This window comes from Methylomicrobium agile (assembly GCF_000733855.1).
GTDB classification, from domain to species: Bacteria; Pseudomonadota; Gammaproteobacteria; order Methylococcales; family Methylomonadaceae; genus Methylomicrobium; species Methylomicrobium agile.
In genome coordinates, this window is record NZ_JPOJ01000001.1 from 2,065,114 (window position 1) to 2,090,286 (window position 25,173).

19 protein-coding genes are annotated in these 25,173 nt (G+C 58.7%); 14 read left to right on the top strand and 5 right to left on the bottom strand.

Going from position 1 to position 25,173, the window contains the following annotated elements; genetic code table 11:
• Positions 1-376: 376 nt before the first annotated feature.
• Complete coding sequence (locus CC94_RS0109725; protein WP_031430660.1) at positions 377-1,177, top strand: ferritin-like domain-containing protein; 801 nt, start codon at positions 377-379, stop codon at positions 1,175-1,177.
• Positions 1,178-1,231: 54 nt separating this feature from the next.
• Here the strand turns inward: CC94_RS0109725 and acs are convergent, their stop codons facing one another.
• Positions 1,232-3,175, bottom strand: a complete 1,944-nt coding sequence (acs, locus tag CC94_RS0109730) for an acetate--CoA ligase (protein WP_031430662.1) — start codon at positions 3,173-3,175, stop codon at positions 1,232-1,234.
• Between the two features lie 466 nt (positions 3,176-3,641).
• Here acs and CC94_RS0109735 point away from each other — a divergent pair, with 466 nt between their 5' ends.
• Positions 3,642-3,881 (top strand): hypothetical protein, encoded by a 240-nt coding sequence (locus CC94_RS0109735; protein ID WP_005369359.1) that lies wholly within the window; start codon positions 3,642-3,644, stop codon positions 3,879-3,881.
• Positions 3,882-4,220: 339 nt separating this feature from the next.
• Here the strand turns inward: CC94_RS0109735 and CC94_RS0109740 are convergent, their stop codons facing one another.
• Positions 4,221-5,003 carry an enoyl-ACP reductase FabI gene (locus tag CC94_RS0109740; RefSeq protein ID WP_005369360.1) on the bottom strand — a complete coding sequence of 261 codons (783 nt, stop codon included), beginning with the start codon at positions 5,001-5,003 and terminating at the stop codon, positions 4,221-4,223.
• A 123-nt stretch (positions 5,004-5,126) separates the two neighbouring features.
• On the opposite strand from CC94_RS0109740, the gene CC94_RS0109745 reads away from it, so the two are divergent.
• The 6 genes from CC94_RS0109745 (at position 5,127) to CC94_RS0109775 (ending at position 12,378) form a co-directional block, all read left to right on the top strand.
• Positions 5,127-7,328, top strand: coding sequence for an ABC transporter substrate-binding protein (locus tag CC94_RS0109745; RefSeq protein ID WP_036303883.1), 2,202 nt, complete (start codon positions 5,127-5,129; stop codon positions 7,326-7,328).
• Positions 7,325-8,302 (top strand): ABC transporter permease, encoded by a 978-nt coding sequence (locus CC94_RS0109750; RefSeq protein ID WP_005369362.1) that lies wholly within the window; start codon positions 7,325-7,327, stop codon positions 8,300-8,302. The genes CC94_RS0109745 and CC94_RS0109750 overlap by 4 nt, the downstream gene beginning before the upstream one ends.
• 345 nt (positions 8,303-8,647) lie before the next feature.
• The gene (ygfZ, locus tag CC94_RS0109755) at positions 8,648-9,628 is read left to right on the top strand and encodes a CAF17-like 4Fe-4S cluster assembly/insertion protein YgfZ (protein ID WP_031430665.1); all 981 of its coding nucleotides are present in this window, start codon (positions 8,648-8,650) and stop codon (positions 9,626-9,628) included.
• On the top strand, positions 9,625-10,629 hold the full coding sequence (locus CC94_RS0109760; RefSeq protein ID WP_005369364.1) for a COX15/CtaA family protein: 1,005 nt from the start codon (positions 9,625-9,627) through the stop codon (positions 10,627-10,629). Before ygfZ ends, CC94_RS0109760 begins: the two co-directional genes overlap by 4 nt.
• Before the next feature lie 250 nt (positions 10,630-10,879).
• Positions 10,880-11,635: a rhomboid family intramembrane serine protease gene (locus tag CC94_RS0109770; protein ID WP_005369365.1), complete on the top strand. Its 756-nt coding sequence runs from the start codon at positions 10,880-10,882 to the stop codon at positions 11,633-11,635.
• Between the two features lie 293 nt (positions 11,636-11,928).
• Positions 11,929-12,378: a hypothetical protein gene (locus CC94_RS0109775; RefSeq protein ID WP_157203413.1), complete on the top strand. Its 450-nt coding sequence runs from the start codon at positions 11,929-11,931 to the stop codon at positions 12,376-12,378.
• A gap of 137 nt (positions 12,379-12,515) precedes the next feature.
• Here CC94_RS0109775 and CC94_RS0109780 read toward each other — a convergent pair whose 3' ends face one another.
• The 3 genes from CC94_RS0109780 to CC94_RS0109790 all read right to left on the bottom strand — a co-directional run bounded on the left by CC94_RS0109780 (position 12,516) and on the right by CC94_RS0109790 (position 17,812).
• Positions 12,516-13,457, bottom strand: coding sequence for a response regulator transcription factor (locus CC94_RS0109780; RefSeq protein ID WP_005369370.1), 942 nt, complete (start codon positions 13,455-13,457; stop codon positions 12,516-12,518).
• A 57-nt stretch (positions 13,458-13,514) separates the two neighbouring features.
• Entirely contained in the window at positions 13,515-16,889 is a 3,375-nt protein-coding gene (locus tag CC94_RS0109785) for a hybrid sensor histidine kinase/response regulator (RefSeq protein WP_005369373.1), read from the bottom strand.
• Between the two features lie 152 nt (positions 16,890-17,041).
• Positions 17,042-17,812 carry a hypothetical protein gene (locus CC94_RS0109790; RefSeq protein WP_005369375.1) on the bottom strand — a complete coding sequence of 257 codons (771 nt, stop codon included), beginning with the start codon at positions 17,810-17,812 and terminating at the stop codon, positions 17,042-17,044.
• Positions 17,813-18,012: 200 nt separating this feature from the next.
• On the opposite strand from CC94_RS0109790, the gene CC94_RS0109795 reads away from it, so the two are divergent.
• The 6 genes from CC94_RS0109795 (at position 18,013) to CC94_RS0109820 (ending at position 25,163) form a co-directional block, all read left to right on the top strand.
• On the top strand, positions 18,013-19,239 hold the full coding sequence (locus CC94_RS0109795; protein WP_005369376.1) for a porin family protein: 1,227 nt from the start codon (positions 18,013-18,015) through the stop codon (positions 19,237-19,239).
• Between the two features lie 106 nt (positions 19,240-19,345).
• Positions 19,346-20,596, top strand: a complete 1,251-nt coding sequence (gene urtA, locus CC94_RS0109800) for an urea ABC transporter substrate-binding protein (protein ID WP_245549510.1) — start codon at positions 19,346-19,348, stop codon at positions 20,594-20,596.
• Between the two features lie 228 nt (positions 20,597-20,824).
• A complete protein-coding gene (gene urtB, locus CC94_RS0109805) occupies positions 20,825-22,468 on the top strand; it encodes an urea ABC transporter permease subunit UrtB (RefSeq protein WP_005369378.1) in 1,644 nt (547 codons plus the stop codon).
• 3 nt (positions 22,469-22,471) lie between these two features.
• Positions 22,472-23,563 (top strand): urea ABC transporter permease subunit UrtC, encoded by a 1,092-nt coding sequence (gene urtC, locus CC94_RS0109810; protein WP_031430673.1) that lies wholly within the window; start codon positions 22,472-22,474, stop codon positions 23,561-23,563.
• A gap of 53 nt (positions 23,564-23,616) precedes the next feature.
• Positions 23,617-24,384, top strand: a complete 768-nt coding sequence (urtD, locus tag CC94_RS0109815) for an urea ABC transporter ATP-binding protein UrtD (protein WP_051040450.1) — start codon at positions 23,617-23,619, stop codon at positions 24,382-24,384.
• A complete protein-coding gene (locus CC94_RS0109820) occupies positions 24,384-25,163 on the top strand; it encodes an ABC transporter ATP-binding protein (protein ID WP_005369381.1) in 780 nt (259 codons plus the stop codon). The genes urtD and CC94_RS0109820 overlap by 1 nt, the downstream gene beginning before the upstream one ends.
• Positions 25,164-25,173 lie beyond the last annotated feature (10 nt).

A 25,173-nucleotide genomic window follows, 5' to 3' on the forward strand; every position in this document is an offset into this window, starting at 1 on the left:
GCGTATAAGGGCGCAATACCGTTAAGTCAAGCCGTCATCTCGGCATGGATTCATGCCAGGCTTTCCTGCCTGGCCCCCTTCGGGTCAATGCAAATCTGTTCCAGACAGATTTGTGCCGAGATCCAGACTGCAGGGATGCATTAAAGCTTGCCAGCCCTGGCTTCTGGATTCGGCAACCGCTCCCTGCGTTGCTCTATCTCCCGCATCCATGCAGTCGTCCGGCAATCCCTGCCGGAATGACGAGTTTCCCCCTCACTTTGCGGCATGGCTTATGACCGTACACCCAAAACGAAAATGCTCTAGTCGCGCAATGCCGGAATCTTTTGGGGTTCACAAATCGTTCCGCGCGCAGTAACAACCCACCAAAGATACCCGTATGAACTCGATTTTCGATTTTGCCGAAGCCTGCCTTTACCGGAGCGACATCGACGAAAAACTGGAACTGACGCATCGGGCAATGCAACTGCTGCGGGAAAACCGTTTGCAGTTGACTTCCTCCGGGCAGGTGTTGCCGATCGAGGGCGTCCGGTTTCCGGAGCGGCCGGTGCTGCTGCCGCCGCGCGAAATGCCGAGCCGGAAGCTGAACACGCCCGGAGGGGCCGCGGCGTTTTTCCATGCGATCGCGCACGTCGAGTTTGTCGCGATTTACCTGGCCTGGGACTTGCTGTACCGCTTTCGCGGCCTGCCTGAACAGTTTTATCGCGATTGGCTGCGCGTGGCCGACGAGGAAGCCCAGCATTTCGCACTGATTCGCGAGCATCTGAGGGCGATGGGCGTCGATTACGGCGATCTGCCCGCGCACGGCGGCCTCTGGGAACATGCGACCGATACGGCGGGGCTCTTGCCGGCACGCCTGGCACTGGTGCCGCGCTGCATGGAAGCGCGGGGACTGGATGTTACCCCGGCGCTGATCGAGAAGTTCCGGCAGGCCGGCGATCAACAAAGCGTCGCGATCCTGACCCGGATTTTGACCGACGAGATCGGTCATGTCGAACTCGGGTCTTACTGGTTCAAGTTTGTCTGCCGGGAAGAAGGGGGCGATCCCGAAGCCGAGTACCGCCGCCTCATCGGCGAGTATTACAAAGGCGGCCGGCCGAAAGGACCTTTCAACCGACCGCTGCGCCACAAAGCCGGTTTTTCGGATGCCGAACTGGACTGGCTGGATACCGGCGGTTAACTCGCGGTGCGAGTCCGTTTTTAACGAGGAGCGTACCCTCCGCTTTTTCTCAACCTAATCGCCCTTCACGACCCGGTGCTCGATGATGTTCTGCACCACCGAAGGATCGGCCAGCGTCGAGGTGTCGCCGAGATTGTCCAGTTCGCCCGCCGCGACCTTGCGCAGAATCCGGCGCATGATCTTGCCCGAGCGCGTTTTCGGGAGCGAGGGCGCCCACTGGATGATGTCCGGGTGCGCGATCGGGCCGATTTCCTTCCGGACCAGTTCGTCCAGTTCCTTGCGCAGTTGTTCGGTCGGCTCGACGCCCGCGTTCAACGTTACATACGCATAGATGCCCTGGCCTTTGATGTTGTGCGGGTAGCCGACCACCGCCGCTTCCGCGACCGACTCGTGCAGCACCAGTGCGCTTTCGATCTCGGCCGTGCCCAAACGGTGGCCCGACACGTTCAGCACGTCGTCGATTCGGCCGGTGATCCAGTAATAGCCGTCGGCATCGCGTTTGGCGCCGTCGCCGCTATAATAAAAACCGGGAGCCTTGCTGAAATAAGTGTCGATGTAGAGCTTATGGTCGCCGTAGATCGTGCGCGCCTGTCCGGGCCAGGATCGGGCGATGACCAGGCTGCCTTCGGCGGCGCCTTCGAGGATTCGGCCGTTCGTATCCAGAATTTCCGGTTTGATCCCGAAAAACGGCAGGGTGGCCGAGCCGGGTTTCAGGTCGGTCGCGCCCGGCAGCGGGGTGATCATGATCCCGCCGGTCTCGGTTTGCCACCAGGTATCCAGGATCGGGCGCGTGCCGCCGCCGACCACATGGTAATACCATTCCCAGGCCTCCGGATTGATCGGCTCGCCGACGCTGCCGAGGATTCGGAGGCTCTGCCGGGAGGTTTGGTTGACGTAACGGTCGCCTTGCGCCATCAATGCGCGGATCGCGGTCGGCGCGGTATAAAAAATATTGACCTTGTGCTTGTCGACCACCTGCCAGAAGCGGTCCGGTCCCGGATAAGTCGGCACGCCTTCGAACATCAGCGTTGTCGCGCCGTTGCAGAGCGGGCCGTAGACTACGTACGAATGGCCGGTCACCCAACCGATGTCCGCGGTGCACCAGTAAACGTCGCCGTCGTGGTAATCGAACACATACTTGTGCGTGATCGCCGCATAGAGCAGGTAACCGCCGGTCGTATGCAGCATTCCTTTCGGTTTGCCGGTCGAGCCGGAGGTATAAAGAATGAATAGAGGATCTTCGGCATCCATCGGCTCCGGCGGGCAATCGGCGGAGGCGGCGGCCATCGTTTCGTGATACCAGAGGTCGCGGCCTTCCTGCCAGCCGATTTTGCCGCCGGTATTTTGGATCACGATGATTTTTTCCAGCATCGGGCAATGCTTGGCGGCTTCGTCCACGTTCGCCTTCAGCGGCACGACCTTGCCGCCCCGGTAGCCTTCGTCCGCGCAGACCACGAATTTGCCGCCGCAGTCCAGAACCCGGTCTTTCAGCGCCTCGGCCGAAAAGCCGCCGAATACGACCGAATGCACCGCGCCGATCCGCGCGCAGGCGAGCATCACCGCCGCGGCCTCGGCGATCATCGGCAAATAGATGCAGACCCGGTCGCCTTTCTCGACGCCCTGGGTTTTCAGTACGTTCGCGAAGCGGCAGACTTCTTCGTACAGTTCGCGGTAGGTGATCTTCTTATCGTGCGCCGGATTGTCGCCTTCCCAGATGATCGCGATCTGATCGCCGCGCTTGTCCAGATGGCGGTCCAGGCAGTTTACGCTGACGTTCAGCTTGCCGCCGTCGAACCAGCGGATATGCGCCGATTTGAAATCGTAATTCGAGACGGTATGCCAGCGTTGTTCCCAGTCCAGAAACCGCTCCGCCTGTTCGGCCCAGAAGGCGTCGGGTTCGGCGAGCGCCCGTTGATAAAGGGCATGATAGGTTGTGCGATCGATATATGCTTGGGCGGCGGTTTCAGGTTTTACCGGATAGACGTGGGCGTCTGACATGAAACGAATCCTTAATTAATATATTTGAAATGCGACGGTTTGAGGGGGACATCAACAGAACACGCATCTTATCAAACTGACGGTTTTTTCCCGTAAAAAATTCCGGCAGGGAAGGCGGGGCACATCGAGAAGCGTCATGGATGAGTCCGGTGCCGCCTGGAAGGGCGGAAGCCTGCTTATATCCGAACGGATCATTCGAGACGCAACGATGACGAGACCTAAACGTCTTTATACGTGGCCCGATCGATTTTATTGGGCAAGCCTTTTTCGGGATAAGTCAGGTTTAACAACAAATTATTGTTTTATCTTGATTTATTGCATCCATGACAGGTTGATTATAAAGATTGACATTCGGAGCTATTAAGCGCCTACTGGCCGTCGGCGGTTCAGGAAAAATTTAAAAACGACTCACTCAATCGATTTTCGATTCAATGCGTCCGGGTGTCTTAGGGACAGGAGAGTAAAGATGATGACGATATCGCAAAGAATCAGGCAAGACATTGCCTCCCCCTTCCTGGACATAGACGTATTGAATGTGGTCGTCCATCGCCGCGCTGTTATCTATGATGAAGCGCGCTTGTCCGGCTATTTTTTCAGACGGGGCGATTACTTCGTGACCGACGGTTCCGGAAGCTGCGTTTACCGTCCGGTAAAGACCGATTTTGAAAGAGTTTGGACGGGCGGCGAATGGGCCGATCGATTTTAAAGCTCGCCGCTGGCAGGATGCGCTGAGTTTGCGAGGCGCATCGAGCGTCCTTTAGGGTATCGATCGCGAACGATGGGTTTCGCTTCGCTCTACCCATCCTACGGCTCTTGTAGGCGGATTCGCCATCAGGCAATCCGCCGCGCTTTGAAGGCTATTGGCGTTTTGCTGTCGCGAAAACGCCCTACAGCTCTGTAGGATGGGTAGAGCGAAGCGAAACCCATCATTAAAGTTGCGGCATGTTTTGATCGATGGGTTTCGGCTGGCGCCTCTACCCATCCTACGGGGTCGTACAATCCCGTTCCCGCGCCGGAGCGTGGGAACGAAGGGAAGAAGGCGTGATTAAGACGCGGCCAATCCCGCGATGTTATAGCCGCAGTCGACGTAAGTCACTTCGCCGGTGACGCCGGAGGCGAGGTCCGAGCACAGGAAGGCTGCCACATTGCCGACTTCCTCGATGGTGACGTTGCGCTTCAGCGGCGCGGTGTCGGCGGCTTTGCTCAGCATCGCCTTGAAGTTGTTGATGCCGGAAGCGGCCAGGGTGCGGATCGGGCCGGCCGAGATCGCGTTCACGCGGGTGCCTTCGGCGCCCAGCGCGACCGCCATGTAGCGCACGTTCGCTTCCAGGCTGGCTTTCGCGACGCCCATCACGTTGTAGTTCGGAATTGCGCGTTCGGCGCCGAGGTAGGTCAGGGTTAAAAGCGAGCCGTTGCGGCCCGCCATCATGCTCCGGCCGGCCTTGGCCAGCGCGGTGAAACTGTACGAACTGATGTCATGCGCAATCCGGAAATTGTCACGGGTCGTCGCGTTCACGTAATCGCCTTCCAGCGCATCGCGCGGCGCGAACGCGACCGAATGCACGATGCCGTCGAGCCCGTCCCAGTGCTGGCCCAGGACTTTGAAGACATTCTCGATGTGGTCGTCGTTGCTGACGTCGCATTCGACGGTGATGTTGGAACCGCATTCGGCAGCCATTTCCTCGACCCGGCCCTGCAGCTTGTCGTTTTGAAAGGTAAACGCCAGTTCGGCGCCTTCCCGGTGCATCGCCTTCGCGATTCCCCAGGCAATCGAACGATTGCTGGCCAGACCGACAATCAAGACACGTTTGCCCTGCATGAATCCCATTCTGATCTCCTCTTATTATTGTTGATATACTCTGTGCGGCGTTTGCCTTCGCGAGCGAAAAATCCGGTATCGCCCTGCAAACACGATAAAATAACCCGCAAAGTATCCACGACCACTCCTGCGATGTCCAGTCTTTTGTCATCCAAATTTCGGCCTGCCGGCGTTTCGGCTTTCGTGTTGTTTTGCCTGGCGGTTTCGCTGATTCCGGCCGGCTGCACCGGTACGCTCTGGAACGATCCTTACCCGCCCGAGGACGACGGGCAGGCGGTCCTGTATCAATCGTTCGCGGAACGGCCGAAGCATCTGGATCCGGCGGTCGCCTACAGCGAGAACGAATATGCGTTCATCGCGCAGATTTACGAACCGCCGCTGCAATACCATTACCTGAAGCGGCCTTATCAACTGGTGCCGCTGACGGTTACGCGCCTGCCCGAGATTACCTATTACGGTCGGCAGGGGCAAAAGCTGGCCCCGGATGCGGACCCGCAAGACATCGCCTACAGCGACTATCTGCTCGAAATCAAGCCCGGCATTCGCTTCCAGCCGCACCCGGCTTTCGCGCAGGATCAAGGCGGGCAATATCGCTATCATCATCTCAAGCCTGAAGAAATCGAATCGTTATCGACCCTGAACGATTTTGCCGAAACCGGCACGCGCGAATTGACCGCTGAGGATTATGTCTACCAGATCAAGCGGTTGGCCTATCCCAAAACGCAGTCGCCGATCGCGGAAATCATGAAGGGCTATATCGTCGGTTTCGACGAGTTCGCCGGACAAAGCGCGGACAAGCCCATGCCGGCGCTCCGGACGCTGCCGATGAGCGGCGTCGAAGTGCTGGACCGTTACCGTTACAAGATCCGGATCAAGGGCAAATACCCCCAGTTCAGCTACTGGCTGGCCATGCCGTTTTTCGCGCCGATGCCCTGGGAGGCCGATGCGTTCTACGGCCAGCCGGGGCTCGATGACAAGAACGTCACGCTGGACTGGTATCCGGTCGGCAGCGGGCCTTATTATCTGACCGAGAACAATCCGAACCGACGGATGCTGCTGCTCAGAAATCCGAACTTTCATACCGAAACCTATCCGGCCGAAGGCGAGCCGGGCGATGCGGAGCAAGGGCTGCTGGAGGATGCCGGCAAGCCGCTGCCGTTCATCGACAAAGTGGTCTTCACGCTCGAAAAGGAAACGATTCCAAGCTGGAGCAAGTTTCTGCAGGGCTATTACGACGCCTCGGGCATCGCTTCCGACAGTTTCGACCAGGCGGTCCAGTTTACCGGCGGCGGGATCGCGCTGACCGACAGTCTGAAGGAGAAGGGCATCCGCCTGCAGACTTCGGTCGAAACCTCGATCTTCTACATGGGCTTCAACATGCTCGATCCGACGGTCGGCGGCGACGGCGAGAAAAGCCGGAAACTGCGCCAAGCAATCGCGATTGCGGTCGATTACGAGGAGTTTATCGCGATCTTCCGGAACGAGCGCGGCGTGCCTGCCCAGGGCGCGATTCCGCCCGGCATTTTCGGCAACGAAGCAGGGGAGGCCGGGCTCAACCGGTACGTCTACGACTGGATGAACGGCAAACCGCAGCGCAAGCCCATCGAAGCAGCCCGTAAGCTGATCGCGGAAGCCGGCTATCCGAACGGGATCGATCCGAAGACCAAAGCCCCGCTGATCCTGTATTTCGACACCACCGCGACCAGTGTCGATGACAAGCCGCTGATGAACTGGTACCGCAAGCAGTTCCAGAAGCTCGGCATCCAGTTGGTGATCCGCGCGACCGATTACAACCGCTTTCAGCAGAAGATGAGTTCCGGCAATGCGCAGATTTTTACCTGGGGCTGGAACGCCGATTACCCGGACCCGGAGAATTTCTTTTCGCTGCTGTACGGGCCGAACGGCAAGGTCAAGCAAAGCGGCGAGAATGCGGGCAACTACCGGAATCCCGAATTCGACCGCCTGTTCGAACGGATGCGCAACATGGAAAACGACCCGCCGCGCCTCGAAATCATCCGGCAGATGCAGGAGATCATCCGCCGCGATGCGCCCTGGGTGTTCGGTTTCCACCCGAAGACTTTCTCGTTGTACCACGGCTGGGTCAGCAACCTGAAGCCGAACCTGATGGCGAACAATCGGACCAAATATATCCGGGTCGATCCGGTCCGGCGCGCCGAACTCCGCAAAGACTGGAACCGGCCGGTGCTCTGGCCTCTCGCTATCGGCGGCGCGGCCTTGATTCTGTTGCTGATGCCTGCGGTTAGCGCCTACCGCCGCCGCACCCACCGGCCCGTGTCCGAAATATCGAAGATTCAAACGGAAGCCATTCGATGATCTACTACATTATCCGCCGCCTGCTGTACGCGTTTCCGATCTTGATCGGGATCAACATCCTGACTTTCGTGCTGTTCTTTGTCGTGAACGGCCCCGACGACATGGCCCGGATGCAACTCGGCCAGAAGCATGTGACGCCGCAGGCGATCCAGAACTGGAAACAGCAGCATGGCTATGACAAGCCGCTGCTTTGGAATGAAGAAGCAAAGGGCGGCGACAAACTGACCGAGACGATTTTTTACCGGAAGACGGTCGGCCTGTTCCTGTTCCGTTTCGGCGTGTCCGACAGCGGCCGCAACATCGGCGCGGACATCCGGCAGCGCATGTGGCCGAGCCTGGCGCTCGCGTTGCCGACGCTGGTGGTCGGTCTGCTGATCAATATCGGCTTCGCGCTGTTGATGGTGCTGTTCCGGGGCAGCTATCTCGAATTCGGCGGGCTGGTGCTGTGCGTGGTCCTAATGTCGATCTCGTCCTTGTTCTACATCATCGGCGGCCAGTTCGCGATCGGCAAGCTGATGAAGCTGGTGCCGATTTCCGGCTACGACGAAGGCTTCGGCGCGTTCAAGTTTCTGATCCTGCCGGTGGTGATCGGCGTGATTTCGGGCATCGGTTCGGGCGTGCGCTGGTACCGGACCCTGTTCCTCGAAGAAGTCGGCAAGGATTACGTGCGCACCGCCCGCGCCAAAGGCCTGACCGAAACGCAAACCCTGTTCCGGCACGTGCTGCCGAATGCGATGATCCCGATCCTGACCGGCGTGGTGGTCGTATTGCCGCTCCTGTTCATGGGCAGCCTGATCATGGAATCGTTTTTCGGCATTCCGGGGCTCGGCAGCTACACGATCGACGCGATCAACAGCCAGGATTTCGCGATGGTGCGGGCGATGGTGTTTCTGGGGTCGATTTTGTATGTGCTGGGGCTGTTGTTGACCGATATTTCTTATACGTTGGTCGATCCGCGGGTGAGGTTGTCATAAGGAAAGGATCGTCGGATGGGTAGAGGCGCCAGCCGAAACCCATCGATCGAAACTTGCAGTCGTACCCATCCTACGGCTCTCGTAGCTCTCGTAGGGCGGATTCGCCGAAGGCAATCCGCCATCAGGATGGCAAATGGCGTTTTGCTATCGCGAAAACGCCCTATAGCTCTTAATACATTGGTGGGTCCGCGGATGAGATTGTCATAAGACAAGCTCGTAGGATGTGCTGAACGAAGTGAAGCGCATCGTTCGCGATCGATGCGCCTCCTTGCGTCGGCACATCCTACGATCCTGTTTGGGAAGGATAACCGGTATAATAGGCATTTTAACTTTCCGAACTGCTTCATGAATCCGCAATGGAAAACCTTTCTGCTCTCCGAGCAGGCTGTGATCGACGATGCTGATCGTGTCGTTTTTAAAGAATCAAAAACCGGCCAGCCTCGGATTTATCCAGTATCCCATCTGGGCATTCTGTCCGCCTCCGGCAAGGACGCGGCCAAATTGCTGCAAGGCCAGGCTACCTGCAACGTGTTCGAAGTGACCGAACATCAGGCCCGGATCGGCGCGTTCTGCAATCCGAAAGGGCGGGCGATCGCGACATTTCTGCTTGCGAAACACGCGGACGATTACCTGCTCGTGCTACCGCTGGCACAGCTCGAAGCGGTCGGGAAACACCTGCAGAAATACGCGCTGCGCGCGGACGTGAAACTGGCCGACCGTTCCGGCGACTTCTGCCTGTTGGGGTTGAGCCGGAACGAGCCAGGTGCCGGGCAGTTGTTTGCCGCTCGCGCTGACGATGGCATAGTCCGGATTGAACTGGCTCCGGCTCGCACGCTGGTGATTGCCGAGCCGGAGCGGGCGATCGAGTTCTGGGCCGACCATCGGGATCAGCATGGCTTTGCGCCCGGCAATTCGGAAGACTGGCGCCTGCTCGACCTACTCGGCGGCATTCCCTGGCTCTCGCCGGCGACTGCCGAGGAACACGTTCCGCAAATGCTGAATCTGGACAAACTGGACGGGATCAGCTTTACCAAAGGCTGTTACACCGGCCAGGAAATCGTCGCGCGAACCCATTATCTCGGCAAGTCCAAACGCGCGCTGTTTCTGGCCGAATGCGAGCTCGACCAAGCGCCGGAGCCGAATGCGGCGATCGTCGACCGGGACGGCGGCGAGCAAAGCCGCGGCCAGGTGTTGACCGCGCTCGGTCATAACGGAATTTGCCATCTACTCGCGGTACTGCTGGTCAACGAAAGCGGCGACTACGATCTGGTACTGAAAGACCGTCCCGACATTTCCCTCCGTTTGTTACCTTTACCCAACGCATGAACGATCAAACCATTCTGAACTTCCGCCGCCTGGGCCTGTTGACCATTCTCGCGGTATATCTGGTGATTCTGGCCGGCGGCATCGTCCGGGCCTCCGGAGCGGGCATGGGCTGTCCGGACTGGCCGACCTGTTTCGGCCAATGGATCCCGCCGACCGACGAGTCGCAGTTGCCGTCCAACTACCATGAGATTTATGCGCAGCGCGGCTACGAAAACACCCAGTTCAACCCGGTCAAGACCTGGACCGAATACTCGAACCGGCTGGTCGGCGCGACCACCGGCATTCTGGTGCTGCTGACCGCGTGGGCGTCGCGCATTTTCCGGAAGCGCGACAAGACGATTTTCTATCTATCGCTGACTAACCTGTTTCTGATCGGTTTTCAGGGCTGGCTCGGCTCGTCGGTTGTCGCGAGCAACCTGAAACCGTACATGATCACGCTGCACATGCTGATGGCGCTGTTGATCGTGGCGCTGGTGATCTACACGATCGCCCGTTCGCAGAGGGAGACGTTCGCGACTATCGACAGCAGCGCGTTGCCGCCCCGTTTCAAGACGGTGCTGGCAGCCGCGATCGGGATGACCCTGCTGCAGGTCGCGATGGGCACGCAGGTGCGCGAGACGGTCGATTACCTCGCGCACGCGCACAACGCCATCGACCGGCAGTTCTGGCGCGAGGGTTTTCCGATCATTTTTTACGTGCACCGGTCGTTCTCGTCGATCATCCTGCTCACCAACCTCTGGCTATTCTGGAAGCTGCGCCGGACGCTGCCCCGGCAAAGCCTGCCGGTGCGTACCGGTTACGCGCTGATCGGACTGATCGTGACCGCGATTCTCGCCGGCGTTTCGCTAGACCGTCTCGGCATGCCGCCGGTCGCGCAGCCAATTCATCTGCTGATGGCGAATCTGATTTTCGGCGTGCAGTTTTTCCTGTTTATCACGCTGCGTTATTCGGCGGGCGTTGGTAAACAAGCACGCGCCGGAGAGATATTGCAAAATAATTAAAATCGTTCCCACGCGCCGTACTCGTTGTGATACGCATCGGATTAGCCTGATCCAATCAACGGACCGGCGGCGTCATTTCGGCGGTCCGTTTCTGCTGGACAACCTAATCGGCGCGGGCCGGGTCCAAAAATAAAACGGTTCCGGCCCTGCCATAAGGGATGCCGATTGAAATCGGGAGCGATTCCGTTTACATTGGCCGGATGCCGCCGGCAGCCGGACAATGACTTTACCGAATTTAAAGGAGAATTCCATGTTTCCGATCCGCGATGAAAATCCCACGATCCGTACCCCTGTCGCCACGCTCGGACTGATCGGATTGAATCTTCTGATCTGGATTTTTGTGCAGGGCGCGGGCAGCGAAGAGCCGCTGGTCAAATCGCTGTGCCTGTACAGCCTGATTCCGGGCGAGTTGTTGAATTCCGTACCGGTCGGCACGCGCCTGCAGTTGACGGACGACCTAGTCTGCGTGCTCGACGGCAAGGAAAGCCTTTCCACGCTGATTACGCATGCGTTCCTGCACGGCAGCTGGTTCCATATCATCAGCAACCTGTGGTTTTTGTGGATTTTCGGGGACAACGTCGAGGATGCGATGGGGCCCTTCCATTTTATCTTTTTTTACGGGTTATGTATCCTGGCGGCCGCAGCGGCCCAAATCGCGGCCGATCCCAGCGCGGTTACGCCGATGGTGGGCGCTTCCGGGGCGATCGGGGGCGTCATGGGCGCCTATGCCAGGCTTTACCCGAGGGCCTATGTGCACACGGTGATTCCATTGGGATTCTTTATCACGACCGCTGCGATTCCGGCCGTTTACATGCTCGGCTACTGGTTTTTCATCCAACTGATCAGCGCGGTCCCGGCGGTCGGCGGCCCTGCGCAAATCGCCTTCTGGGCGCATGCGGGGGGATTTGTCGCCGGTCTGCTGCTGATCAGGCCGATCAGCCGGCAGGATTATATCGACGAGCACAACCGGTTGACGCCGAATCAGAGCGCGAAGTATCGGCTTTGATGGGGAACGTGCTTTTAAATGTGACATTGGTATTGCAATGAGGGAATAAAATCAGCACCATATTGGGCTGTTTTAAATTTGCATTAAGATGTTTTATGGAGAATAACCGCTTCACTTCCGGACTCATCAATGAGCCGGTGCTGCCAAGAATGTTGCGTTTCATCGCATATTCTCTGGTGATTACCCTTTTCGCCTTTTCGCTTCCCATGTTGGTCCGTTATGGGGTTGAAGCTATTTTTGGGGAAAACGGGCCTCTCGAATGGGTGCATGTCGGGTTGCTGCTAGGCGCCAGCATGATATTTCTGTCAACAACCACAGCCGCTTCGGATTTCCGCGAGCTGCTGATCATTCTGGCGTCGGTTTCCGGATTTGCCGCGATCCGGGAACTGGACGGCCTTCTGGATGTATGGCTGCCCTGGATCAGTTGGAAATTCAGTTTTATCCTGATTCTGTATGCCGTCTATCTGGGTTGCGCGAATAGAGACAAATTCCGCTGGCAGTTTGCGCATTTCATGTCGACTTCCGCGTTTTCCGTACTGTGGGGAGGATTTATCGTGGCCATGCCGGTAGCGCAATTGTTCGGGCATGGCCCTTTCCTGCAGGAATTGATGGGAGACGACTACCAGCGTTTTTATAAATGCGTGATTGAAGAAAGCGGGGAGTTTGTCGGCTATCTGATGCTGTTGGCGGGCAGCATCGAGACCCGGATTCAGATGAAGGCGTTGCAAGGCCGATTGAGATAGCAAGATTCCTTGGTCCAGGGAGCACCGGTTCAAAGCCAGGCCTCTGCGTTCGAGCGGCCTTCATGCACACGCTTTGGCAACTCATCACCGAAAAGCGGAATTAGCGTCTCGGTTGACCACGGTCGGCCGAGGTGATTCTACTGGCCTTTCAACACCATCGCCACCGCCGCCGCGCGCGTGGCGACGCCGAGTTTTTCGAAAATATGCTCCAGATGCTTGTTGACCGTTCTGGGGCTGCTGTCAAGAATCAGGCCGACTTCCTTGTTGGTTTTGCCGCGCGATATCCACATCAGGATTTCGGCTTCGCGGGCCGTCAGTTTCATGCTCGTGCGCAACGATTCCAGATCCCAGGCCGGGGACGCCTTCTGCAGCAGTAATAAATACTCGTCCGGCTGATGGCAAAGCGCCATGCGGGCGGAATGGCCCAGGTCCGATTGATACGGCGCCGCGTTCTCCGGCATTTGCCGCTGGGGTCCGGTCAGGATATGAATGAACCATTCGTAAAGCGGGGACGGAATACGCGAGCTGATAGCGGAAAGGGCGGTCAGGGGAGGACGCTCCGGCGGCCGGATCTCGTTCAGCCAGTCCCGGGCGGAGGGCGTCAGCCAGCGGATCATACCGGCGCCGTCGGCGGTCAGCGCGGAAAAACGGCCGTGCTGCAGGGCGTGCCGGGCGCGCTGAATAGTGCGGGCTTGCGCGAGATGCACTTCGATTCTGGCCAAAACTTCCGGCGGACGGATCGGTTTGACGATATAGTCCAGCGCGCCTTCGCCGAAGCCGCGCAACAAGGAGTCCAGTTCACCGAGGCCGGTCATGAATAAGATCGGAATGTCGGCGGTTTCGGGATTCGATTTGATTTGCCGGCAGGTCTCGAAGCCGTCGATGCCTGGCATCATGACATCCAGCAGAATAATGTCCGGCAGCAGATACTGCATTTGTTCCAGGGCGGAATAGCCGTCGGTCGCGACCAGCACCCGGTAGTTGGCTTCCGACAGCGTATCGGAAAGCAGCGCCAGGTTGCCGGGCGTATCGTCCACGATCATCACAGTGCCGTTATTCGGTAAATTGCCGCTCGTCATTGAGGTTGGCTCGCAAGAGAAAGTCACAGAGGTAGCCGTTTTTGCCTGAACATACCGTCATGCCGGCGGTTTGTCGGCCGCGGGCGCATGGAGCAGCTTCTTGATTTCGGCGATCCGGAATTCGCCGGCCAATTGCCTGATTTTGGCGAAAAACGCCTGGTACTCGGGATATTCGCCGCCGAGCTGCTTGAGTTGTCGGGTGAGGCCGAGTAAATCGCCAATGCGGACGGAGTCGGTCAGCAATTCGATGATCTCTGCGGGAGGCCGTTCCAAGGGGCGCGCGGCAGCGGCAGTGCCAGTGTTCCATTCCTTGACGATCCAGGTCAGATTCAGATGCAGTTTCAGCTTGTAATAAAGCTCCTTGACCTGGATTGGCTTGGCCAGAAAGTCGTTGCAGCCGGCGTTGAGCGCGGCGAGACGGTCGGCGGGATAAGCATTCGCGCTGAGCACGATGATCGGATGTGGGTAGCCCTGCCGGCGCAGGCGCACCGCCGTTTCGGCGCCGCCGATGCCGGGCATCGATAAATCCAGCAGGATCAGATCGGGCTTGTCCTCTTCGATTTTGAGCAGGCATTCTTCGCCTGAGCCGGCTTCGGCCAGATAAAAGCCCAACGGCTCCAGCAGCACCAGCAACAGTTGCCGGTGATCGATCTGATCGTCCACGATCAATAATTTGAGCCGGGGGCCGTGGTAGCCCGTGATATCGGTTTCGAGCAGGTCGGCCGGGGCACTGAGGCTCGGCAGCCACAGGCGCACCGAAAATTGCGAACCTTGTCCGGGCGCGCTTTTGACGGTCAATTCGCCGCCCATGATTTCGGCCAGAATCTTGCTGATCGTCAGTCCCAGCCCGCTGCCGGCCGCCGCATTGCCGCCGGCCGAACCGAAGCGGGTAAACGGTTCGAAAATGTCCGGCAGGTGTTCTTCTTTGATGCCGGTGCCGGTATCGGCTACCTGGAAGGTCGCGACGCCGCCGCTGTAGCCGATTTTGAAGATGATTTCCCCTTGCTCGGTAAACTTGACTGCGTTGCTCAGCAGATTGATCAGGATTTGCCCGATGCGCCGTTCGTCGCCGCGGATGCAGTGGGGAAGGGTATTGCCGATATGGCAGCGGAAAGCCAGCCCTTTCTCGGTCGCCTGTTCGCGGAAGATTTGCACCAGATGGTCGATGAAGACCGGAAAATTGACCGGCCGGTATTTCAGTTCGAATTTGCGCGCCTCGATCCGGGCGATATCGAGAATGTCTTCGATCAGGGCGGACAGGTGCTCGCTGCTGCGTTTCAGCGTTCTGACCGCCTGCTGCCGGTGTTCGGGGATCGAGGGGTCATTTTCGAGAATGTGCGCATAGCCGATGATGCTGTTCAAAGGCGAGCGGATTTCGTGGCTCATATTGCTCAGAAAGCGGCTTTTCGCGATATTCGCCGAATCGGCCAAAGTCAGCGCCTGTTGCAGTTTGGCGTCGGTCTGCTTGTGTTTTTCGATCTCGGTCAGAAGCGTTTGCGTCTGTTTCGCGGTTTCTTCGTGCGCAATGCGCCGGCTCTCGTCGTTCAGGATCAGCCACCAGGTGCACAGGCCGATGAACACCAGCAGCGCGGTATAGGTCTTGATGAAATTTTGGAGCAGCAGGCGGAAGGTTTCGGGATACGCGGCCGCCTCGATCAGATCCTGGTAATAAATGATGCCGATGAAAATGCCGCTCAAGACCGCCAGCAGCGAAAACGGCAGCGCGAAGCGCAGCAGGCGCAGCCGGAATTCGAGCGTCAGGCGCGCCGGCAAACAACGCCGCGCGACCGTATGCAGATAGTCCTCGAGCGTATGGCCCGGCTTGCAGGCATCGAAGCAGCGCGCGTCCAGCGTGCAGCAAAGCGAGCAGATGCTGCCCGCATAGGCAGGGCAGTAGGCGATATCCTCATGTTCGAATTCGTTTTCGCAAATACAGCATGCGTTGTGCAGCTTGCGGTTGCGGCGCAAACGGTCGCGCGCCAGGTAGCGATCGGAGCCGTACCAAAAAGCCAACGCCGGCATCAGGATAAAGGTCAATCCCAGCGCAATAAAGGCCGAAAATGCCTGCGGATAATCCCCGAACAGGCCGGCGTAGGCCATGATCGAAAAAATCGAAGCGGTCAATGTCGAAACGATGCCGACCGGGTTCAGATCGGGGAGATAGGCGCGCTTGAACTCGATCGTTTTCGGGCTGAGCCCCAGCGGTTTGTTGATCATTAGTTCGGCGGCGACCGCGCTGATCCAGGCGATCGACATGTGCGAAAACAGGCCGAGAATTTTTTCGAGCGCGCCGAACACGCCGAACTCCATCAGCAAGAGCGCGATCATCACGTTGAAAAACAGCCAGATGACCCGGCCCGGATGCGTGTGCGTCAGCCGCGAAAAAAAATTGGACCAGGCCAGGGAGCCCGCGTAAGCATTGGTCACATTGATCTTGATCTGGCTCAGCACCACGAACAACGTCGTAACGGCCAGGGCGAGCCGCGGGTCGGCGATCAGCTCCTGGTAGGCGATCAGATACATTTGCGTCGGTTCGTGCGCATGTTCGGGCGCAATGCCGTGCCGGACCGCCAGATGCGCGAGCAGGGCGCCGGCGAGCTGCCGGCACATGCCGAACAGCATCCAGCCGGGACCTGCGGAAATCGTCGCGATCCACCAGCGGATTCGGTTGTGCTTTTTCTTGTCGGGCATGAAGCGCAGAAAATCCACCTGCTCGCCGATCTGCGCGATCATCGAAAACGCGATCGTGGTCGCCGCGCCGTACGCCAGCCAGTCGAAGCCCTCGAAGCCGGCGGCGATGCCGAAATACGCGCTGAGCGTCAGCGCCGCCTCCGGTTCGTTCCGGAGCAGGCCGACATAGGGAACGATCAGCAGGACCAGCCAGACCGGCTGCGTCCAGAGCTGCAGCCGGCTGATCGTGGTGATCCCGAACGTGACCAGCGGAATCACCATCACCGCGCTGATCAGGTGGGCCCAGGCGATGGGAATCCGGAAATACAGCTCCAGCGCCTGCGACATGATCGAGGCTTCGAGCGCGAACAGGGTGAACGTAAACGAGGCGTAGATCAGCGAGGTGGCGGTCGAGCCGATATAGCCGAAGCCGGCGCTGCGCGTCAGCAAATCGATGTCGATGTTGTAGCGCGCCGCGTAATAGCTGATCGGAAAGCTGATCAAAAAAATGATCAGCGCGGCCGAGACGATTGCCCAGCAGGCGTTGGTAAAGCCGAAATTGATCGACAGAAAGCCGCCGATCGCTTCGAGCACCAGAAACGAAGTCGAGCCGAAGGCGGTATTGGCGACCTGCCATTCCGGCCATTTGCGGAACGAACGCGGCGCGAACCGCAGCGCGTAGTCCTCCAGCGTTTCGTTCGCGACCCAGGCGTTATAGTCGCGGCGGATCTTGGTGATGTTTTGGTAGATGACGCTGGACATGATGATCGCGGATCGAATCGTAAAGCGGAAGCATAACGTTTAATCGGTATTTGATAAAGTGCGGCCCGGCATGCAGCACCGTAGGGTACGCTGCGCGTACCGGTACGGCGACAATCGCCGGGTAAAACCTTTGAAGGTACGCGCAGCGTACCCTACAATCGCTCGTGCCCAAGCTTCAAAATCACCGGGGAGCCCTGGTTATGGATGATCATCTTTTTCTTCGGTTCTTCGTGCTGTGCCGGTTTCGCGGGTTTCGACGCTGTTTTGCCCGCGTTGTTTTCGGCTGACGCCGGCTCCTCGTTCCGTATCTCGACGCGTATTTGCGGCATCCAGCCGGGGCGCTTGACGGCGCTTTTTCCGGTATCCGCGGCCGACTCGTCCAGTTCCAAATCCTCCAGCAGGTCATAACAGGCCGTGCTGATCTGCTCGACCAGGATTTTGCTGATTTGCTGCCTGTTTTTCTTGCCGATTGCATGCTTTAGCGAGCTTGCGCCGAATTCCATCGTTCGGCTGACGGTGTTGGCCGGGGTCCGGTTGTCGCTTAACCCGCATTCGATCGTCAACACATCGGCTTTCTGGAAATCCTGCGCGCGCGGGTCCGAATTGCCGGCGCTGAAAGAAAATCCGACCGGCGTGTCCTGGTGTTTGATGGGATGGAGAAAGGCCTTCAGCGTATGCGAAAACGCTTTCTCGCCGGGCTTGAGCACCGGGAAATAGGCATCGGCCAGATTTTTTCCGACTCCCCGGGCCAATTCCTCTGCGGATAAGGAGACGCCGAACTGATCGAGATTCTGTTCGTCGACCGTGACTTCGATGTTCCGGACCGACGCCTTGTCAATGCCGGCCGCGGCAATGTCGGCAAGCAGCGCCAGAACCAGGAATCCCAGAGTCTTCCATAAGCGAAAGGATGTGCGTTTTTTCATCGGAATGTGTACCCGTTACCGTTTCCGGCACTATAGAAAAGCCGCTCGAATTCCGCCATACGTCATTTGACTGATCAGTCAGATGACGCATTGTGCGAAATATGGTCCCGCCGAATAATTTCCGCCAGCCGAACCAGGCTGCATCGCGAAATTCCTGATGCGCAAGTCACATTCAAGCTTATCAGTTTTGGGGGATTAACATGAACGATACCATCGGGCAGACGGCGGGCAAGCGGCTGCTTCCGGCCTTACCGGCACTGGCTTTGGCGATCGCGGCGGGCGGGCATGCGCCGGCCGCGGAAGCCGGGGCGACTTTCAAGATCGACGACACCAAATGGGTCAGCGTCGGCGCGGGGCTCCGCACCAGTTTCCGCTCGACCGAAGGCGCCGCGAACGGCGGCAAATGGACCAACGATTTCAACCTGGACAACATCCGTCTGTACCTGAACGGCCAGATCCACCAATACATCAAGCTCGAATTCAACACCGACTGCCAGACCTGCGGCGACGGCGGCGAGATGCGCATCCTTGATGCGATCGGCAAGTTCGAACTGAATTCGATGTTCAATATCTGGGCCGGGCGGATGCTGGTGCCGGCCGAGCGCCGGGAAATGAACGGTCCGTTCTACAGCGCGATTTACAACATCTTTGCGACCGGCACGCCGTTCGAGCCGGCCGACTTCAATCTGGTGATCAAAAGCGACGGCACTTCCGCCGGTTCGTTCGGACGGGACGACGGCGCGACGGTCTGGGGTTCGTTCTTCGACGGACGTTTGCAGTACGCGCTCGGTTTTTTCCGCGGCCTGCGCGGCGGTGCGAACGTCGACGACAACATCCTCTATTCGCAACGCATCGCCTACAACTTCTGGGACGTCGAAAAAAATCCCGGCTATTACACCTCCGGCACCTATTACGGCAAGGGCGGCGACATCCTGACCCTGGCGATTTCGAATCAGTACCAGGAGGACGGCGCGGGCACGCAGCTCGATCCGGGCACTTTCCGGGGCACCGCGGTCGATATGCTGCTCGAAAAAGTGTTGCCCAACGAAGGCGTGGTGACCCTGAACGGCGAGTACAAGAATTACGGCATTTCGGACGGCTACAGCCAGGCTTCGCGCGATGCCGGCGGCGGTTTCGCGATGTTCGAAGGCAACGCCTACGACGTTAGCGCGATGTACCTGTTTCCGGAAAAACTCTGGATCGGCCAGTTCCAGCCCTTCGTGCGCTACGTGAACGTCGATCCGAACGGCAGCGCGACCCGCGAGGTTTACGAGGGCGGCGTCAATTACGTGATCGACGGCCATAACGCCCGTATTTCGCTGAGCTGGCAGTACGGCGACCTGATGACCAAGGGCCTGGATTACTCATCCACCGCGAGCGGCGACCGGGTGAATGCGATGACGCTGGGCTTCCAGTGGCAAATTTAACGACAAGACCATTCAAGCAAGGAGAATTCACATGAGTTTATTTTCAAAACGATCCCCCCGCCGGCTGCTGTCCGGTGCGTTATCCGCGGCAGTGCTTTTGGCCGGTATGCAGGCCGCTGCGGCCGAAGAGGCCAAGCCCGCCGAAGACACGATCAAGGTCGGCATCCTGCATTCCCTGTCCGGCACGATGGCGATCAGCGAAACGACGCTGAAGGATACGATGCTGATGCTGATCGACGAACAGAACAAGAAAGGCGGCCTGCTCGGCAAGAAGCTGGAGCCGGTCGTGGTCGATCCGGCGTCGAATTGGCCGCTGTTCGCGGAAAAGGCGCGCGAGCTGCTGACCAAGGACAAAGTCGCCGCGATCTTCGGTTGTTGGACCTCGGTGTCGCGGAAATCGGTGCTGCCGGTGATCGAGGAACTGAACGGCATCCTGTTCTATCCGGTGCAGTACGAAGGCGAGGAGTCGTCGAAGAACGTGTTCTATACCGGCGCGGCGCCGAATCAGCAGGCGATTCCGGCGGTCGATTACCTGATGAACGACCTGAAGGTCAAGCGCTGGGTGCTGGCCGGCACGGATTACGTGTATCCGCGCACGACCAACAAGATTCTCGAAGCCTATCTGAAAGCGAAAGGCGTTTCGAAGAAGGACATCATGATCAACTACACCCCGTTCGGCCATTCCGACTGGCAGAGCATCGTCGCGGACATCAAGAAATTCGGCTCGGCCGGCAAGAAAACCGCGGTGGTTTCGACCATCAACGGCGATGCGAACGTGCCGTTCTATAAGGAGCTCGGCAACCAGGGCGTCTCGGCCGAGGACATTCCGGTCGTGGCCTTCTCGGTCGGCGAGGAAGAGCTGTCCGGCATCGATACCAAACCGCTGGTGGGTCATCTCGCGGCATGGAACTATTTCATGAGCATCGATACGACCAAGAACGCGGCCTTCATCGATCAATGGAAGACGTTTATCAAGAACGACAAACGCGTGAGCAACGACCCGATGGAAGCGCACTATATCGGCTTCAACATGTGGGTGAAAGCGGTCGAAAAGGCCGGCACGACCGATCCGGATGCGGTGCAGAAGGCGCTGATCGGCGTCGAGTTTCCGAACCTGACCGGCGGTACCGCGAAGATGCTGCCGAACCATCACATCAGCAAGCCGGTGCTGATCGGCGAAATTCAGGATAACGGCCAGTTCCTGACCGTCTGGCAGACCAATAAGGTTGTCGACGGCGACGCTTGGTCCGACTATCTGCCGGAAAGCAAACCGATCATCGCGGACTGGACCGCACCGATCAGTTGCGGCAATTACAACACCAAGACCAAAAAGTGCTCGGGGCAGAATTACAAATAAACTCCCCGCTTATCGTTCCCACGCAGAGCGCTTACGAGAAAACTCCCTACGTAGGTTGGGTTAGCGATAGCGTAACCCAACACATCGGGACATCAAACGTTGGGTTACGCTATCGCTAACCCAACCTACACCGTGGTCGCAACCCGATGTGTGAATTAATGACGAGCGCAGAGCGTACCCCAAGGGCATAAATGGGAACGATCAAAATTGAATATTTCGGGACACCAGATGATTATCAAAACCTATAGCACGATCATCGGCCTGACGATCGCGCTGATGTTGCCGCCAGGCGGCGCGCGCGCCGAACAACCGGGCATCCGGGACGCCTTTGCCGAAGCGGTCGCGAAAATCGGCCGGGGTTCGATGGCCGAACGCGAACAAGGCATCGCGGCGCTGGCCGAATCCGGCCATCCGCGCAGTCCGGATATTTTACAGGCCTTGCTGGACGGCCGCCTTTATCTGGAAAAAGCCTCGGGCCGGCCGGTCATCGCGGAAAAAAACAACGGCCGCTACCGGATAGAAGAGGCTTCGAACGGCGCCGATCTGGGGCTTGCCGAGGCGGAGGCGATCGGCCGGATCAACGTGACGAGCCGTTTGCGCGGCGAGCTGCGCAAACTGATCGGCCGGCTCCGGCTCGGGTCCGAAGACGCGTCGGCGCGCCTTGCCGCCATCGGCGCGATGATGAAGGACGCGGATCAGGATGCGCTGGATCTTTTGCAGAAACACCGCGCGGCCGAAACGGATGAACGCGTCAAGCAGGCAATCGCCTTGATCTTTCTGGTCCGCGATCTCGACAGCGACGATAAAGCCGCCCGCCTCAAGGCGATTCAGGCGCTCAAGGACTATGACAGCCAGGCCGTCGTGAACAAACTGAACGCGATGCTGGAAGCCGACGGCGAAGGCGGCTATGCGGAAGCCGATGCGGATATTCGCAGCGAAGCCAAAACGACCCTGCGTTCGATCGAGGCGCGTATCCATTTTTACCGTTCGATCGAAACCGTGTTTTTCGGCCTCAGCCTCGGTGCAGTCCTGGTACTTGCGGCGATCGGCCTCGCAATCACTTTCGGCGTGATGGGCGTGATCAACATGGCGCACGGCGAGTTGATGATGCTCGGCGCCTATACGACTTATGTGATTCAGCAACTGCTGCCGGACAGCCTGGGGTTATCGATATTTCTGGCGATACCGGCGGCTTTTTTGATTTCCGCGCTCGCAGGGCTGGCCATCGAACGCGGGCTGATCCGTTTCCTGTACGGGCGTCCGCTCGAAACGCTGCTGGCGACCTTCGGCGTCAGCCTGATCCTGCAGCAGGGCGTGCGTTCGATCTTCTCGCCGTTGAACCGCAGCGTCGCGACGCCCGAGTGGATGAGCGGCTCCTGGCAGATTAACGATTTTCTGTCGCTGACCTGGAACCGTTTTTACATCCTGATTTTTTGCCTGCTGGTTTTCGCGGCGCTCTTGCAAATTTTGAAGCGTACCCGGCTCGGCCTTGAAGTGCGGGCGGTCGCGCAAAACCGCCGGATGGCGAAGGCGATGGGCATTCCGACTGGCCGGGTCGACGCGATGACCTTCGCGCTTGGTTCCGGGATCGCCGGCGTCGCCGGTGTGGCCTTGAGCCAGATCACCAATGTCGGCCCGAATCTGGGGCAGGCCTATATCGTCGATTCGTTCATGGTCGTGGTGTTCGGCGGCGTCGGCAATCTGTTCGGCACGCTGGTCGCAGGATTTTCGCTTGGGATCGCGAACAAGTTTCTGGAGCCCTACGCCGGCGCGGTGCTGGCCAAAATTCTGGTGTTGGTCTTCATCATCCTATTCATTCAAAAACGCCCGCGCGGATTGTTTCCGCAGAAAGGCCGGGCGGCGGAGGCGTAAGCGATGAAAGCGATTTTCTTCGGCAATGATAAGACCGCTCTGGCCGTGCTGGCGGTACTGGGAGCGATTACCGTAGTCGTGCCGCTGTGCAGCCTGGTGTTTCCGGAAGGCTCGGCGCTGCATTTCTCGGCCTATACGGTGTCCTTGCTCGGTAAATACATGACGTTCGCGCTGCTCGGCCTGTCGCTGGATCTGGTCTGGGGCTACGCGGGCATTCTGGCGCTGGGGCACGGCGCGTTTTTCGCGCTCGGCGGTTATGCGATGGGCATGTACCTGATGCGCCAGATCGGCGAGCGCGGCGTTTACGGCAATCCGCTGCTGCCCGACTTCATGGTGTTTTTGAACTGGGATAAACTGCCCTGGTACTGGCACGGCTTCGACCACTTCGGCTTTGCGTTGCTCATGGTGCTGCTGGCGCCGGGCCTTTTGGCTTTCGTGTTCGGCTGGCTGGCGTTTCGGGCGCGGGTGGCCGGCGTCTATCTGTCGATCATGACGCAGGCGTTGACCTATGCCTTGATGCTGGCGTTCTTCCGGAATGAAATGGGCTTCGGCGGCAACAACGGGCTGACCGATTTCAAGGACATTCTCGGCTTCAACATCCAGGCCGAAGGCGTCAGGGCGGCGCTGCTGTTTATCTCGGGCGCTGCCTTGATCGGGGCGCTCCTGGCCTGTCGATGGCTGGTCAATACCAAACTGGGCCGCGTCGTAACCGCGATCCGCGACCAGGAATCGCGCGTGCGCTTTATCGGCTACCGGGTCGAGATGTACAAACTGTGGATCTTCGTATTCGCGGCGATGCTGGCCGGCGTCGCCGGCGCGCTGTATGTGCCGCAGGTCGGGATCATCAATCCGAGCGAATTCTCGCCGCTGAACTCGCTGGAGATCGTGGTCTGGGTCGCGCTGGGCGGACGCGGCACGCTGTACGGCGCGATCGTCGGCGCGGTGCTGGTCAATTACGGCAAAACGGTGTTCACGGGACTCTTGCCCGACGCCTGGCTGTTCGTGCTCGGCGGGGCATTCATCCTGGTCACGCTGGCCTTGCCCGACGGGATCGCCGGCTTGCTGAACCGCAGGTTGAAGGAGCGTGCGGCATGATCGAATTGACGAAGGAAAAACCGAACATTGACGAGTCGGCCTTTGACGGCGCGATGTATCACGAAGGCGTGGTCGATACCCGCCACGGCACGATCCTGTATCTGGAGGATGTGTCGGTCAGCTTCGACGGCTTTCGTGCGTTGAATCAGTTGTCGCTGTATATCGATGCGGGCGAGCTGCGCTGCCTGATCGGGCCGAACGGCGCCGGCAAGACCACGCTGATGGATGTGATTACCGGCAAGACCCGGCCCGACACGGGCAGCGTGTTCTTCGGCCAGACGATCGACCTCTTGAAAATGGACGAAGCGGCGATCGCCGAGGCGGGCATCGGCCGCAAATTTCAAAAACCGAGCGTGTTCGAGGCGTTGACCGTGTTCGAAAACCTCGAACTGGCGCTGAAAGCGAACAAAAGCACCTGGTCGTCGCTGCTGTTCAGACTGAACGGCGAGCAGCGCGATCTGATCGGGCAGACGCTCGAAACGATCGGGCTGACCGCTTTGGCCGGCAAACGCGCCGGCATCCTGTCGCACGGCCAGAAACAATGGCTGGAAATCGGAATGCTCTTGATGCAGGAGCCGCTGGTGATGCTGGTCGACGAGCCGGTGGCGGGGATGACGCATCAGGAAGTCGAGCGTACCGCCGAACTCTTGCTGTCGCTGCAGGGCAAGCGCTCGATCGTGGTGGTCGAGCACGACATGGAATTCATCCGTTCGATCGCGCACAAGGTGACCGTGCTGCATGAAGGTTCGGTGCTGACCGAAGGCACGATGGACGAGGTACAGAACGATCCGCGCGTAATACAGGTTTATTTGGGGGACTGATGCTGAAAGTCGAATCGTTGGATCAACACTACGGCGAAAGCCATACCTTGTGGGAAATGAATCTGGACGTTCCGGCCGGCGCCTGCCTGTGCCTGCTCGGGCGCAACGGCGTCGGCAAGACGACTTTGTTGAAGACGGTGATGGGGCTGGTCAAGAGCAGCGGCGGCGTCATCCGCTTTGACGGTACCGATATCACACAAATCAAGGCCGAGAAGCGCGCCGAGCTGGGCATCGGCTACGTGCCGCAGGGGCGCGAGATTTTTCCGCTGCTGACCGTCGAGGAGAATCTGAAAACCGGCCTGCGCGCCGCGCCGAAGATTTTCGGCAACAAAATTCCCGAGTCGGTGTTCGAAATTTTTCCGGTGCTGAAGGCTATGCTGAAACGGCGCGGCGGCGATTTATCCGGCGGCCAGCAGCAGCAACTGGCGATCGGCCGGGCGCTGGTGATCAATCCGAGATTGTTGATCCTGGACGAACCGACCGAAGGCATCCAGCCGAATATCGTCAGCGAAATCGGCGATGTGATCAAGCGGTTGAACCGCGGGCTCGGCAAGGTCCCGGCCGCGCCTGCGGCCGGCGAACCGCGCTTCGAGATTCATGAAGCCGTTTCCCGGATCAATCGCGAACTCGGCGTTACGGTATTGCTGGTCGAACAAAAACTGCCTTTTGCTCGCAAGATCGCCGATAGTTTCTGTATCATGGACCGCGGGCGCGGCGTTGCGGCCGGTGCGATCAATCAATTGAACGACGATCTGGTCAAGCGCTATTTGACCGTATGACTTTTCGGAG